Raw genomic sequence first — 13541 nt, forward strand, 5'->3', positions numbered from 1 at the left:
ACCCCACTCAGACGCCGGATAGATGAAAGCAAGCCAAACACGCATCAAAAACAGTATTGCAGAAAAGGGGGTAACCATAGATGTAGCAGCTGGCGCAGCCTGCGTTCGGCTGCGCAGCAGTCGTAAAACCATTCACCGCGTTGACCCAGGAAAATCGCGGTCGCAGGATTTACGACTGCTGCGCAGCCGAACGCAGGCTGCGCCAGCTGCTACACGGATCGGTATCACGCTGACCGGACTGTCATCATTCCTGGCAGTTACAGTCATTGCTCCAGGACGCTGTCTTACGGACAATCAACCCTTGTTTTCGTTGATGGATCGACCGGTATGTCGCAGCAGATATTTTTCGCCCACGCCAATGGCTTTCCTTCGGGCACCTACGGCAAGTTGTTCGCGGCGCTGGCGCCCGAGTATCAGGTGACGCATCTGGAGCAGCACGCCCACGATCCGCGTTTCCCGGCAGACGATAACTGGTACAACCTGGTCGACGAGCTGATTCATCACCTCAAGCAACAACCCGAACCGGTGTGGGGCGTCGGCCATTCCTTTGGCGGCGTGTTGCACCTGCACGCGGCATTGCGTTGCCCCGAACTCTATCGCGGTGTGGTGATGCTCGATTCGCCGGTGCTGACCCGCGCCGATCAATGGGTGATCCGCGCCGCCAAGCGATTTGGTTTCATCGACAAGTTGACGCCCGCCGGCCGTACCTTGGGCCGTCGGGAAGAGTTCGCCGACATCGAAAGCGCCCGACGTTATTTCGCCGGGAAAACCCTGTTTCGCGGTTTCGACCCGGAGTGTTTTGACGCCTACCTGCAACACGGTCTGCACAAGGTCGGCGACAAATTGCGCCTGCGTTTCGACCCGGCCACGGAAATCAGCATCTACCGTGGCGTGCCCCACACCAGCCCTGGCCGTGCACGGCAATTGAAAGTGCCGTTGGCGGTGGTTCGCGGGCACAAGAGCCGGGTGGTCATGCGCCATCACGCCAGCGCCGTCGGGCGCATGCCGCTGGGTGAGTCCCTGACCATGCCCGGCGGCCACATGTTTCCCCTCGAACGTCCGCAAGACACCGCTACGCTGCTGAAGAATCTGTTCAGCCGCTGGGAAGGTCGTCGCCAACAGGATTGCGCATGAGCAACGTCGTCGAAGAAGTCCGCCTGAGCTTGCCGCACATCGAGTTGGCCGCGCACCTGTTCGGTCCCGAAGACGGTTTGCCGGTGATCGCCTTGCATGGCTGGCTGGACAATGCCAACAGCTTTGCCCGGTTGGCGCCGAAGCTCAGAGGCTTGCGCATCATTGCCCTGGACATGGCCGGTCACGGTCACTCCGGGCATCGGCCGACCGGTGCCGGCTACGCGATGTGGGACTATGCCCATGACGTGCTGCAAGTCGCCGAGCAGCTCGGACTGAAGAAGTTTGCGTTGCTGGGGCACTCCATGGGCGCGATCGCATCCTTGATCATCGCCGGGTCGATGCCCGAGCGTGTCACGCATCTGGCGTTGATCGACGGCATCATTCCTCCTACCGACAAAGGCGAAAATGCTGCCGAGCGCATGGGCATGGCCCTGCAAGCGCAACTGGACCTGCGGGAGAAACGCAAACCGGTCTACAACACCCTCGACCGCGCCATCGAAGCCCGCATGAAAGGGCTGGTGGCGGTCAGTCGCGAAGCCGCCGAACTGCTGGCCCAGCGCGGCTTGATGCCAGTACCGGGCGGTTACACCTGGCGCACCGACAACCGCCTCACGCTGCCATCGCCGCTGCGTCTGACCACTGAACAGGCGATGGCTTTCGTCCAGCGCGTTAGTTGTCCGGCGTTATTGGTGGTTGCCGCCGACGGCATGCTCGCCAAACATCCCGAGTTGCTGGAACGTCTACCCTTTAGCCGTGAACAGCTGCCTGGCGGCCACCATTTGCACCTGAATGACGAGCCCGGTGCCGACCTTGTCGCAGACTGTTTCAATCGGTTCTTCGCCGTTCCTTGACTTGCGCCGGGCAACTGTCGAGGCTGGGCGGGTTGAAATGGGAGACAACCATGATAGATCTCTACACCGCTGCGACCCCGAATGGCCACAAGGTCTCTATCGTGCTCGAGGAACTCGGCCTGCCCTACACGGTGCACGCCTTGAGTTTCGACAAAAAGGAACAGAAGTCCGCGGACTTCCTCAAGATCAATCCCAATGGCCGGATTCCGGCGATTGTCGACCGCGCCAACGGTGATTTCGCCGTGTTCGAATCCGGCGCCATTCTTGTTTATCTGGCAGAACTGAGCGGGCAACTCATGCCCAAAGACCCCAAGGGGCGCTCGGTGGTGCTGCAGTGGCTGATGTTCCAGATGGGCGGCATCGGCCCGATGCAAGGCCAGGCCAACGTGTTTTTCCGCTATTTCCCGGAAAAACTCCAGGGCGCCATCGACCGCTATCAACATGAAACACGTCGCCTCTATGAAGTGCTCGACACCCGTCTGCAAGATGTGGAGTTTCTCGGCGGCGAGTACAGCATTGCCGACATCGCCACGTTCCCGTGGGTGCGTGGCCATGAGTGGTCCGGTGTCGAGGTGGACGGCTTGTCGGCCTTGCAGCGCTGGATGGCGACGATGGAAGCGCGCCCGGCGGTACAGCGTGGTTTGCTGATACCTGAACGCATCGACGATGCCAGTGTCGTCAAAGGTGCCCAGGCCATGCTGATCCGATGAGCCTATCCATGCGTTCACTCAGTCTGCTGGCGCTGTGTTGTTTCAGTCCCTTGTTGTTTGCGGCCGATGTCCCGGGCAGTCAGGACTTGCCGATCGTGCCGCGTATGGCCGATGCGCAGATCGTTGACTATCGCCCGGTCGCCGAGCTTGAGCGGATCTACCCGCTGGGTTCGATCCGCAAGATCAGTGGCCAGTTGCGCTTCGACGGTCAGGTCAGCGCCCGTGGGCAAACCACGTCGGTGACCTACGAGCTGCCGCCGGAACACTCCTCCACCGATGCCTTCACGGCTGCCCGTGAAGCCCTGCAAAAGCAGGGCGCCCAGTTACTGTTCTGGTGCCAGGCCCGTGATTGCGGCGAAAGCAGCCTGTGGGCCAATGAAGTATTCAGCAACGCCAAGCTCTATGGCGCCGATGATCAGCAGGCTTACTTGCTGCTGCGACTGGCCGCGCCCCAGGACAACACGCTGGTCGCGCTTTACAGCATTACTCGCGGCAATCGCAAAGCCTACCTGCATGTCGAACAATTCGACGCCGCCGCACCGCTGGGCGATTTGTTGCCAACCTCGGCGACGCTGTTGCGAGAGCTTAAAAGCACCGGTGAACTCGATTTTCCCAAACTGAGTGCCGATCCCGACGACACCTGGCTGCGCTTGATTTCTCGCGGCTTGAACCTGGACACCACGTTGCGGGTCAGTGTATCCGGGGCCAAGGCTGAAGCCTGGCGTCAGGCGCTGATCGGGCAGGGCGTACGCGCGGCGCGGATGGAAGCCGGCAGCGCCGAAGGCTCTGGCCTGCACATCGAGCTGTTGCGATAAGCTGTACCGGGCGAACGCGCCAGCCGCGTTCGCCGACTCTTTTGCCGACTGACTTTTTACGAGACTTGGATGATCAATAACGATCGGCTGTTGGTGCAGATCCTGCTCCTGGTGCTGTTTGGCGCGAGCTTCTGGGTGATGGCGCCGTTCTGGTCCGCGTTGTTCTGGGGCGCCGTGCTGGCGTTCGCCAGTTGGCCGCTGATGCGTTTGCTGACCCGCTGGCTGAATGGCCGCGAATCCCTGGCGGCGGCATTGCTGACGCTGGGCTGGATGTTGCTGGTGGCCGTGCCGCTGGTGTGGCTGGGGTTCAACCTGGCGGACCACGTGCGCGATGCGACGGCGTTCATCAAGGATGTACAGGTCGATGGCGTGCCTGAGGCACCGGCCTGGCTGGGCGGTATTCCCTTGGTCGGCGAACGCTTGGCAGGCATCTGGAACAGCATCGACCAGCAAGGCGCGGCGATGATGGTGGCGGTCAAACCTTATCTGGGGCAGGTCGGTAACTGGTTGCTGGCGCGCAGCGCGCAAATTGGCGGCGGGATTCTCGAACTGACGCTGAGCATTGTCTTCGTGTTCTTTTTCTACCGTGACGGGCCGCGATTGGCGGCGTTTGTCCATGGGTTACTGGAACGGCTGATCGGTGACCGCGCCGGTTACTACATCGAGTTGGTGGCGGGGACGGTCCAGCGGGTGGTCAACGGTGTGATCGGCACGGCGGCGGCCCAGGCGGTTCTGGCGTTGATCGGGTTCTTGATCGCCGGGGTACCGGGAGCGTTGGTGCTGGGCATCGTGACGTTCATGCTCAGCCTGATTCCCATGGGCCCGCCACTGGTATGGATTCCGGCCACGGCGTGGCTGGCCTGGAAGGGCGAATACGGGATGGCGGTGTTCCTCGGGATCTGGGGGATGTTCATCATCAGCGGCGTCGACAACGTGCTGAAACCCTACCTCATCAGTCGCGGTGGAAATTTGCCGTTGGTGATTGTGCTGCTGGGCGTGTTCGGCGGGTTGATTGCGTTCGGGTTTATCGGGTTGTTCATCGGCCCGACCTTGCTGGCCGTGGCGTACAGCCTGCTGACTGATTTCAGCAAGGGTCAGGCCCGGGTGGAAGATCACCGGCCTTGAACGGCAGTGATTTCTGAATCCTCATCAATCTAATGTGGGAGCGGGCTTGCTCGCGAAGAGGGCGTGTCAGTCGACATCAAAGTTGACTGATACACCGCCTTCGCGAGCAAGCCCGCTCCCACATTGGATGTAAGTGTTGCTCAAGTTCGGGGTAGACGGATCACTGCCGTCAAACCACCACCGGGGGTTTCTTCCAGGCTCAATTGCCCGCCCAGCCGCTCGGCGGCCTCGCGGGCAATGGTCATCCCCAGCCCGACGCCACCGGAATTGCGATTACGCGAACCTTCCAGTCGGAAGAACGGTTCAAACACCGCTTCACGCTTATCCGCCGCAATACCCGGCCCATGATCGATGACCCTGATCACCAATTGTTCGCGATGGTCTTCGAGCGTGATCAGCGCTTGCCCGGCATACCGCAAGGCGTTGTCCAGCAGGTTGTTGATGCACGAGCGCAGCGCCATCGGCTGCACTTGCAGCGGTGCGCAGTGGCCGCTGGCCTGGACGTCGGCGCCCTGGTCCTGGGCGTTTTCACTCAGGGATTCAACCAGCGCCTGCACATCCATCCACTGCCGCGCTTCACTGGTGCGCTGTTCGTGCAGGTAGGTGAGGGTGGCGTCGAGCATGCTGATCATGTCGTCCAGGTCCTGGCGCATCTGGCCTTGCAGCTTTTCATCGTCGATCTGTTCCAGCCGCAACTTGAGCCGCGACAGCGGCGTGCGCAAGTCATGGGAGACGGCGCCGAGCATTCGCGAGCGCTGCTGCACCTGTTCGATAATGCGCTTCTGCATCAAATTGAAGGTGAACGCCGCTTGCCGGGCTTCCCGTGGACCGGACTCATCCAGCGGCGGGCTGTCGAGATTTTCGCTCAAGCGCTCGGCCGCATCGCTCAGTCGCTGGATCGGCCGGCTCAACAGTTTGGCGCCATACCAGGCGGCAATGATCAGCGAGACCAATTGAAAAGTCAGCGGCACCAACGGCCCGCCGAACCACGGCCGCGGTGGCCGGTTTTCGAAACGCGGGTCCAGCGGTGGGCGCTCCCCTTCGATGCCCTCGGAAAACTCGGGCGGCGGAGGCGGCGGTGGCGGGCCGTAATGGTGAAACCAGGCAAACGCCAACAGGTGCGCCAGGATAATCGCCACCAGCAACACGCCAAACAGGCGGCCGAACAGCGTATCGAAGCGCGCACGCATCAGCCGATGTCTCGGGCGTCGAACAGGTAACCCTCACCGCGAACGGTCTTGATCAACTGTGGGGCCTTGGGGTCATCCCCGAGTTTCTGGCGCAGGCGCGAGACCAGCAAATCGATGCTGCGATCGAAGGCTTCGATCGAACGACCGCGCGCGGCGTCCAGCAATTGTTCGCGGCTGAGCACCCGGCGCGGACGTTCGATGAACACCCAGAGCAAACGGAATTCAGCGTTGGACAGCGGCACCACCAGGCCATCGGCGGCGATCAATTGGCGCAGCACGCTGTTCAGGCGCCAGTTGTCGAAGCGAATGTTCGCCCGCTGCTCGGTGCGGTCGTCGCGCACTCGACGCAGAATGGTCTGAATCCGCGCCACCAGTTCTCGCGGTTCGAATGGCTTGGCCATGTAATCGTCGGCGCCCAGTTCCAGGCCGATGATCCGGTCGGTGGGTTCGCAGCGGGCTGTGAGCATCAGGATCGGGATGTCCGACTCGGCGCGCAGCCAGCGGCACAGCGACAGGCCGTCTTCGCCGGGCAGCATCAGGTCGAGCACCACCACGTCAAAGTGTTCCGCCTGCATGGCCACGCGCATGGCCGCGCCGTCGGTGACGCCGCTGGCGTGGATGTTGAACCGGGCCAGGTAATCGATCATCAGTTCGCGGATCGGGACGTCATCGTCGACGATCAGGGCGCGAATGCTCCAGCGTTTGTCGTCGCCGGGCGCTTTTTGATCGTCGTTCAAGGGTGCTTGGGTGCTGTGCATGCGTGCGTTCATCTGCCAGGTAGGCTGCCAACCACAAAGATGGGCTGCGAGGTTGTGGCTTCAGCATAGGCGTCCGGCCCGGAGGCGGGAAGTGCTGTAAGGACGTGTTGCGGCGGCCGAGGGTAGCGATGAAGGATGTTGCAGGCGTGTCGTCTCGGTATCAAGCTCGACACAATTGCCGAAAAGGCTAGTCTTGCCTGAGTCTTCGGGACGATTTACCGATCATCGGGTCCCGCAGCGCCGTTGGTTCCGCTACAATGCGCGCCGATTTCGTCCTGCCTGAGAGCCCGCACATGTCCGTCTGCCAGACTCCTATCATCGTCGCCCTGGATTTCCCCACCCGTGACGCCGCACTGAAGCTGGCCGACCAGTTGGACCCGACACTGTGCCGGGTCAAAGTCGGTAAAGAGCTGTTCACCAGCTGCGCCTCGGAAATCGTCGGCACCTTGCGCGACAAGGGTTTCGAAGTGTTCCTGGACCTCAAGTTCCACGACATTCCGAACACCACCGCCATGGCCGTCAAGGCCGCTGCGGAAATGGGCGTGTGGATGGTCAACGTGCATTGCTCCGGTGGCCTGCGCATGATGGCCGCGTGCCGCGAAGTGCTCGACCAGCGCAGCGGCCCCAAGCCGCTGTTGATCGGCGTGACCGTGCTGACCAGCATGGAGCGTGAAGACCTGGCGGGTATCGGCCTGGATATCGAGCCGCAGGAGCAAGTGTTGCGCCTGGCCGCATTGGCAGAAAAAGCCGGGATGGACGGTCTGGTGTGCTCGGCCCTGGAAGCCCAGGCCCTGAAATCGGCTCACCCGTCTCTGCAACTGGTGACCCCGGGGATTCGTCCAGCGGGCAGCGCCCAGGACGATCAGCGCCGTATTCTGACCCCGCGTCAGGCGCTGGATGCCGGTTCCGACTATCTGGTGATCGGCCGTCCGATCAGCCAGGCGGCTGACCCGGCCAAGGCGTTGGCCGCAGTCGTCGCCGAACTCGCCTAATCAAACACTGAAGATCAAATGTGGGAGCGGGCTTGCTCGCGAAGGCGGACTGACATTCAACGATGATGTTGACTGTTAGTCCGCCTTCGCGAGCAAGCCCGCTCCCACATTGGTTTTGTGGTTATTTCAAATATCGGTTAAACCTTCAACACCAACTTCCCGAAATTCTCGCCGCTGAACAATTTCATCAGCGTCTCCGGGAAAGTCTCCAGTCCTTCAACAATATCTTCCTTGCTCTTGAGCTGCCCCTTGGCCATCCAGCCGGCCATTTCCTGCCCGGCGGCGGCGAACTGTGCGGCGTAATCCATCACCACGAAACCTTCCATTCGCGCGCGATTGACCAGCAGCGACAAATAGTTGGCCGGGCCTTTGACCGCTTCCTTGTTGTTGTACTGGCTGATGGCGCCGCAAATCACCACCCGTGCCTTCATGTTCAGGCGGCTCAGCACCGCGTCGAGAATATCGCCGCCGACGTTATCGAAATACACGTCCACACCTTTCGGGCATTCGCGCTTGAGCCCGGCGACGACGTCTTCGTTCTTGTAGTCGATGGCGCCATCAAAGCCCAGTTCGTCGATCAGGAACTGGCACTTGTCCGCGCCACCGGCAATGCCGACCACACGGCAACCCTTGAGCTTGGCGATTTGCCCGGCAATGCTGCCCACTGCACCGGCGGCACCCGACAACACCACCGTGTCACCTTCCTTGGGCGCGCCGACATCGAGCAGGGCGAAGTAAGCCGTCATGCCCGTCATGCCCAGTGCGGACAAATAACGCGGCAGCGGCGCCAGTTTCGGATCGACCTTGTAGAAACCGCGCGGCTCGCCGAGGAAGTAATCCTGCACACCCAGAGCACCGTTCACGTAGTCCCCGACGGCAAATCCCGGATTGTTCGAGGCCACGACTTTGCCTACACCCAACGCGCGCATCACTTCGCCGATACCGACCGGCGGGATGTAGGACTTGCCCTCGTTCATCCAGCCACGCATGGCCGGGTCCAGGGACAGGTATTCGTTTTTGACCAGGATCTGACCCGCCGCCGGCTCGCCGACCGGTACTTCTTGATAGGTGAAGGTCTCGCGGGTCGCCGCACCCACTGGACGTTTGGCGAGCAGGAACTGGCGATTGGTCTGGGTAGTCATGACAGGCACTCAAGATGAATGAAGCCTTGTTGATAGCCCTTCATGCCCAATGCCGCAAGTTTGGCTGATGCGGCGAATGCACTGCAATCCAGTGCGGTGATAGTCACGGCGGCGGTTCTATCACTGTCACTCATGGGCGCCCAACCGGCCTTCTGATAGTGCTGCCGCGCCATGGGCCGCTGTGACTAGACTGCGAACACGCGATTCCCCGCACTCTCTCTCAGAGGACATAACAATGAGCATGACGTTTTCCGGCCAGGTCGCCGTAGTGACGGGCGCCGCCAACGGTATTGGCCGCGCGACCGCCCTGGCATTCGCTGCCGAAGGTTTGAAGGTCGTGGTTGCCGACATGGACACGGCGGGGGGCGAGGGTACGGTCGCGCTGATTCGCACGGCCGGTGGCGAAGCGACCTTCGTGCGCTGCAACGTCACGCAGGAAAACGATGTAAAAAACCTGATGGAAGAAGTGGTGAATACCTACGGTCGTCTCGACTATGCCTTCAACAACGCCGGCATCGAAATCGAGAAAGGCAAATTGGCCGACGGTACGCTCGATGAGTTCGACGCGATCATGGGCGTCAACGTCAAAGGCGTCTGGCTGTGCATGAAGTACCAGTTGCCCTTGCTGCTGGCCCAGGGCGGTGGCGCGATCGTCAACACCGCTTCGGTCGCCGGTTTGGGCGCTGCACCGAAGATGAGCATTTACGCCGCGTCGAAACACGCGGTGATCGGCCTGACCAAATCGGCGGCCATCGAATACGCCAAGAAAAAGATTCGGGTGAACGCGGTGTGCCCGGCGGTGATCGACACCGATATGTTCCGCCGTGCTTATGAAGCCGACCCGAAGAAAGCCGAGTTCGCCAATGCCATGCACCCGGTCGGTCGCATCGGCAAAGTCGAGGAAATCGCCAGCGCGGTGCTGTACCTGTGCAGCGACGGCGCCGCATTCACCACCGGGCACTCGCTGGCCGTGGACGGTGGCGTTACAGCGTTCTAAAACCAGAAACATCGAACCTGTGGGAGCGAGCCTGCTCGCGATTGCGGTGCGTCAGACAGCATTGATGCCAACTGACCCTGCCTCATCGCGAGCAGGCTCGCTCCCACAGGTTTTTCATTTGCCTCATGGTTCCGGGAAAGCCTTGGCATTGTGTTTCAAATGGTTAGAATCGAGGGTTTTGGCGGCGTTGTCGCACATCCTGTCGGCCGCTCCTGTGATTAACTGACTCCCGCAAAACGAACAGGAGTTTGCTTGCTCATGGAGTTGAGAATCGATCGACAGGCATTGGTGCCGGTCGTACAGCAAATCGTCGACGCGCTAACCGGCTGGCTCCATCACAGCGAGGTGCAGCCGGGGACGCGTTTACCTTCGGTGCGGCAAATCGCACGAACCAATTTGCTCAGCCAGTCCAGCGTCGTTGAAGCCTGTGAGCGTCTGGTGGCTCAGGGCGTGTTGGCATCGCGCCAAGGGGCGGGATTCCTGGTCGCCGCCCCGGTACCAGTTGTTCACGGACAGCGGGAGGGCCCATGGTTCGAGGGCGCAGAAGAGCATCAACGAGGTCGCCAGGGCGAGCTAAGGCTGGGCCATGGCGGATTACCGGAGAGCTGGCGCGAGACGGACGACCTGAGCTATGCGATCCGTCAGGTTAGCCGCACCGACATGGCCGGCCTGTTCAACTACAGCACACCGCTGGGCCTGCCAGCCTTGCGCCAGCAGATTGTCAAACGCCTGAAGCCGCTGGATATCGACGTGGAGGAATGTCGCATCCTGACGACGGCGGGCGCCAGTCAAGGGCTCGACCTGATCGTGCGTACGTTGTTCAAGCCGGGTGATTGCGTGGTGGTGGAAAGTCCCGGTTATTCCCTGCTGTTCGAGCTGCTCAGGCTGCACGGGGTCAGCATGCTCGAGGTGCCGCGCACCCCGCGCGGGCCGGACGTTGAGGTGCTTGAAACGCTGCTGTTGAAGTGCCGCCCACGCGCGATATTCATCAATAGTTTCTACCACAACCCGACGGGCAGCAGCCTGGCGCCGGTGGTCGCGCAAAGGATCTTGCAACTGGCCAAATCCCATGGCGTGTTGGTCATCGAAAACGATGTCTATGCGGATTTGCACAGCGGCCCCGGTACGCGGCTCGCGGCCCTGGATGACGATGTGATCTACGTCGGCAGCTACTCCAAAACCCTCAGCAGTTCGTTACGGGTCGGCTTTGTCGTGGCCGGTGCCGAGGTTATTTCACGTCTGGCCCAGGTCAAAATGATCAGCAGCATGGGCGCTTCCCGATTTTGTGAGTCGGTGCTGGCATGCCTGTTGGCCAGCGGTGCCTACCGCAAGTTGGTACAGCGTCAGCGTCAGCGTTTGAACACCGACAGGGAGGCGGCGTTACAAGTGCTCGAAGACGCTGAATGGGAGGTCTTCGGCAAGCCTTCCGGCGGGTTGTTCATTTGGGCGCGATCACAGATGTCCGACTACGCTCAGGTGCGCACTCAGGCACAGCGCTTTGGTGTCCGGCTGTCTTCGGCGACGGCATTCAGTCCCACCGGCGAACCCAGTGACTGGCAGCGTATCAATGTGGCCTATGCCTGTGATCCGCGTGCCCGGGCGTTTTTTCAAGCGACCGCTCTGGATCGACCTCAAGCGTTCTGAAAACGACGTGGGCGTAGCTTTTTGCCATTATTCCGACGCCAGAGACTTGTGTTGATACAGGCCCGTTGCGAATCTGCGTCAACAGACTATGTCAGGGGACTAAGTGCAATGATTTCGGCCATGCAAGGACGTTTTGCCAACCTCGGTATGGCGAAAAAACTGGGAGTAGGGTTCGTGCTGGTGCTGCTGTTGACAGCCCTGGTGGCGGGCATCGGCGTATGGTCCCTGCAAACCATCAGTCAGCGCTTCGACGGGCTCAAGCAGATGTCGTCGCTCAACAGCGGCCTGCTCAAAGTGCGCCTGCTCGAACAGGAATACGCCTTGCACGGCAACCCGAAGACCGCCGACGCCCTGCACCAGGGCGTTGATGGCCTGATCGCGCTGGCCAACGAACTCAAGGCTGCGTCTGCGTCCAACGTGCCGGTGATGAATGATGTCGAACAGTCCTTAGGGGCTTACCGCAAGGCGTTTGACGAGTTCGTCTCCCTCAGCCAGGCCAAGGACCTGGCGCTGGAAATGGCCAGTTGGTCGGTGTCCAGCGTGGCGAATAACCTCGACGTGCTTCAGGCCGGACTGGCCGATGACGGCGCCTATGCCTTGAAGGAGTCCGAGGGCAAGGACGGTGCGCAGTTCATCGAGCAAGCCAATCAGGTCAGCCAGGTGTCGCGGCTGATGTTGCAGGCGATGAACGAAGCCCGTGTGCGCCTGGACCAGAGCCGCAAGGGTGACGACAGCGCAGGGCAGGGCAAGATCGAGCAGGCCGATCAGGCACTGACCCAGGCCGAACAGCTGAAAACCACGGTCAAGGATGAGGGTTACCAGACAGTCCTCAATGAAGTGGTCGGGCATATTCGCGGTTTCAGCGAGAAACTTGCCGAGTACACCGGGCTGCTGGCACAGGAAAAGACCGTCTATGAGCAGCTGCACCAGCGCGCCGCTCAAGTAGTGGATCGCGTGGATCAGGCCTACGTTGCCGAAGACCAGTCGATGCAGACGGAGCTGAAAAAGAATTCGCTGTTGATCATCGGTTCCTCCGCGTTGGCGTTACTGGTCGGGCTGATTGCGGCGTGGGTGATTACCCGGTTGATCGTGGCGCCGTTGCGCAGCGTGATCCGGGTTGCCCAGCAGATTGCTTCTGGCGATCTGAGTGCGACCGTTGAAGTGACCCGTCGCGACGAGATTGGCCAGTTGATGCTGGCCATGCAGCAGATGGGCGCGGGGCTGAGCAGTATTGTCAGCGGTTTGCAGGCGGGTATCGAACAGTTGGCCAGTTCGGCGCAATCGCTGTCGGCGGTGACTGAGCAGACCAATCTTGAAGTCAGCAGCCAGAAGGAAGAAACCGAGCAGGTCGCCACGGCGATGAATCAGATGACGGCCACCGTGCATGACGTTGCACGTAATGCGGAGGAGGCCGCGCAGGCGGCTCAGACGGCGGATGGCAAGGTTGAGAGTGGTCAGCAGGTCGTACGCCAGAGCATGGCGCGGATCGAGCAGTTGGCGGACTCGGCGACATCGGCCAGTTCGAGCATTGAAAGCCTGAGTGCGGAAATCCAGAACATTGGCACGGTGCTCAGCGTGATCAAGAGCGTGGCCGAGCAGACCAACCTGTTGGCGCTCAACGCGGCCATCGAAGCGGCGCGGGCCGGCGAGCAGGGCAGGGGGTTTGCGGTGGTGGCCGATGAAGTCCGGGCGTTGGCCAAGCGGACGCAGCAATCGACCGAGGAGATTGAGCGACTGGTCAGTGCCTTGCGTTCGGCGGCGCAGTCGTCGGTGCAGCAAATTCAGAACAGCGGCGAGTTGGTGAAGCTGGCGGTGAGTGATGCGTTGCAGACCGAGAGTGCGTTGGGGAGTATTGCGGCGGCGGTGTCGTTGATTCAGCAGATGAATCAGCAGATTGCCGCGGCGGCCGAGGAGCAGAGTTCGGTGGCCGAGGAGATTAATCGCAGTGTCACGAGTATTCGCGCCAGTGCGGATCAGTCTTCACTGGCGATGCAGGGGAACGCGGCGTCCAGTATCGAGCTGGCGCAGTTGGGGGTTGAGTTGAAGGGCATGGTGGGGCATTTCCGGCTTTGATGTTTGTTCGATCTAGGGAGTGTCATAAATTTTGTGTTCGGGCATAACATGTTGCAGAGGTGCATGTATGCCGACCAAAAAGAAACCGGCCAGTAAGGCCCAGCGTGACC

At 61.0% G+C, this 13541-nt stretch carries 13 protein-coding genes and 1 pseudogene; 10 read left to right on the plus strand and 4 right to left on the minus strand.

Annotated features, from left to right (window positions below; genetic code table 11):
- Nucleotides 1-327: 327 nt before the first annotated feature.
- The 5 genes from ACIPL2_RS34550 (at nt 328) to ACIPL2_RS34570 (ending at nt 4635) form a co-directional block, all read left to right on the plus strand.
- Nucleotides 328-1134 (plus strand): alpha/beta fold hydrolase, encoded by an 807-nt coding sequence (locus ACIPL2_RS34550; protein WP_401365177.1) that lies wholly within the window; start codon nt 328-330, stop codon nt 1132-1134.
- Nucleotides 1131-1985, plus strand: a complete 855-nt coding sequence (locus ACIPL2_RS34555) for an alpha/beta hydrolase (protein WP_401365180.1) — start codon at nt 1131-1133, stop codon at nt 1983-1985. Before ACIPL2_RS34550 ends, ACIPL2_RS34555 begins: the two co-directional genes overlap by 4 nt.
- Before the next feature lie 50 nt (nt 1986-2035).
- Entirely contained in the window at nt 2036-2695 is a 660-nt protein-coding gene (locus ACIPL2_RS34560; protein WP_401365182.1) for a glutathione S-transferase family protein, read from the plus strand.
- Nucleotides 2696-2703: 8 nt separating this feature from the next.
- Nucleotides 2704-3510 (plus strand): DUF4892 domain-containing protein, encoded by an 807-nt coding sequence (locus ACIPL2_RS34565; RefSeq protein ID WP_401365185.1) that lies wholly within the window; start codon nt 2704-2706, stop codon nt 3508-3510.
- Nucleotides 3511-3579: 69 nt separating this feature from the next.
- Complete coding sequence (locus tag ACIPL2_RS34570; protein ID WP_401365188.1) at nt 3580-4635, plus strand: AI-2E family transporter; 1056 nt, start codon at nt 3580-3582, stop codon at nt 4633-4635.
- A gap of 140 nt (nt 4636-4775) precedes the next feature.
- Here the strand turns inward: ACIPL2_RS34570 and ACIPL2_RS34575 are convergent, their stop codons facing one another.
- Together ACIPL2_RS34575 and ACIPL2_RS34580 are read right to left on the minus strand one after the other, a co-directional pair.
- On the minus strand, nt 4776-5825 hold the full coding sequence (locus ACIPL2_RS34575) for a sensor histidine kinase (protein ID WP_401365191.1): 1050 nt from the start codon (nt 5823-5825) through the stop codon (nt 4776-4778).
- A complete protein-coding gene (locus ACIPL2_RS34580; protein WP_059406902.1) occupies nt 5825-6583 on the minus strand; it encodes a response regulator in 759 nt (252 codons plus the stop codon). The genes ACIPL2_RS34575 and ACIPL2_RS34580 overlap by 1 nt, the downstream gene beginning before the upstream one ends.
- Before the next feature lie 293 nt (nt 6584-6876).
- Here ACIPL2_RS34580 and pyrF point away from each other — a divergent pair, with 293 nt between their 5' ends.
- Entirely contained in the window at nt 6877-7575 is a 699-nt protein-coding gene (pyrF, locus tag ACIPL2_RS34585) for an orotidine-5'-phosphate decarboxylase (RefSeq protein ID WP_401365195.1), read from the plus strand.
- Nucleotides 7576-7712: 137 nt separating this feature from the next.
- Here the strand turns inward: pyrF and ACIPL2_RS34590 are convergent, their stop codons facing one another.
- Nucleotides 7713-8717: an NADP-dependent oxidoreductase gene (locus ACIPL2_RS34590; protein WP_401365198.1), complete on the minus strand. Its 1005-nt coding sequence runs from the start codon at nt 8715-8717 to the stop codon at nt 7713-7715.
- Nucleotides 8714-8851 (minus strand): hypothetical protein, encoded by a 138-nt coding sequence (locus tag ACIPL2_RS34595; RefSeq protein WP_401365201.1) that lies wholly within the window; start codon nt 8849-8851, stop codon nt 8714-8716. The genes ACIPL2_RS34590 and ACIPL2_RS34595 overlap by 4 nt, the downstream gene beginning before the upstream one ends.
- A 101-nt stretch (nt 8852-8952) precedes the next feature.
- Here ACIPL2_RS34595 and ACIPL2_RS34600 point away from each other — a divergent pair, with 101 nt between their 5' ends.
- The 4 genes and pseudogenes from ACIPL2_RS34600 (at nt 8953) to ACIPL2_RS34615 (ending at nt 13431) form a co-directional block, all read left to right on the plus strand.
- Entirely contained in the window at nt 8953-9714 is a 762-nt protein-coding gene (locus ACIPL2_RS34600; protein WP_401365204.1) for an SDR family oxidoreductase, read from the plus strand.
- Between the two features lie 258 nt (nt 9715-9972).
- The gene (locus ACIPL2_RS34605; RefSeq protein ID WP_401365206.1) at nt 9973-11358 is read left to right on the plus strand and encodes a PLP-dependent aminotransferase family protein; all 1386 of its coding nucleotides are present in this window, start codon (nt 9973-9975) and stop codon (nt 11356-11358) included.
- A gap of 987 nt (nt 11359-12345) precedes the next feature.
- Nucleotides 12346-12570 (plus strand): annotated as a pseudogene (locus ACIPL2_RS34610) (HAMP domain-containing protein); the annotation flags it as partial.
- Nucleotides 12568-13431 carry a methyl-accepting chemotaxis protein gene (locus tag ACIPL2_RS34615; RefSeq protein WP_375154723.1) on the plus strand — a complete coding sequence of 288 codons (864 nt, stop codon included), beginning with the start codon at nt 12568-12570 and terminating at the stop codon, nt 13429-13431. The pseudogene ACIPL2_RS34610 and the gene ACIPL2_RS34615, both read left to right, overlap by 3 nt.
- Nucleotides 13432-13541: the final 110 nt, after the last annotated feature.

Source organism: Pseudomonas sp. NPDC086251 (assembly GCF_044746405.1).
Taxonomy (GTDB): Bacteria; Pseudomonadota; Gammaproteobacteria; order Pseudomonadales; family Pseudomonadaceae; genus Aquipseudomonas.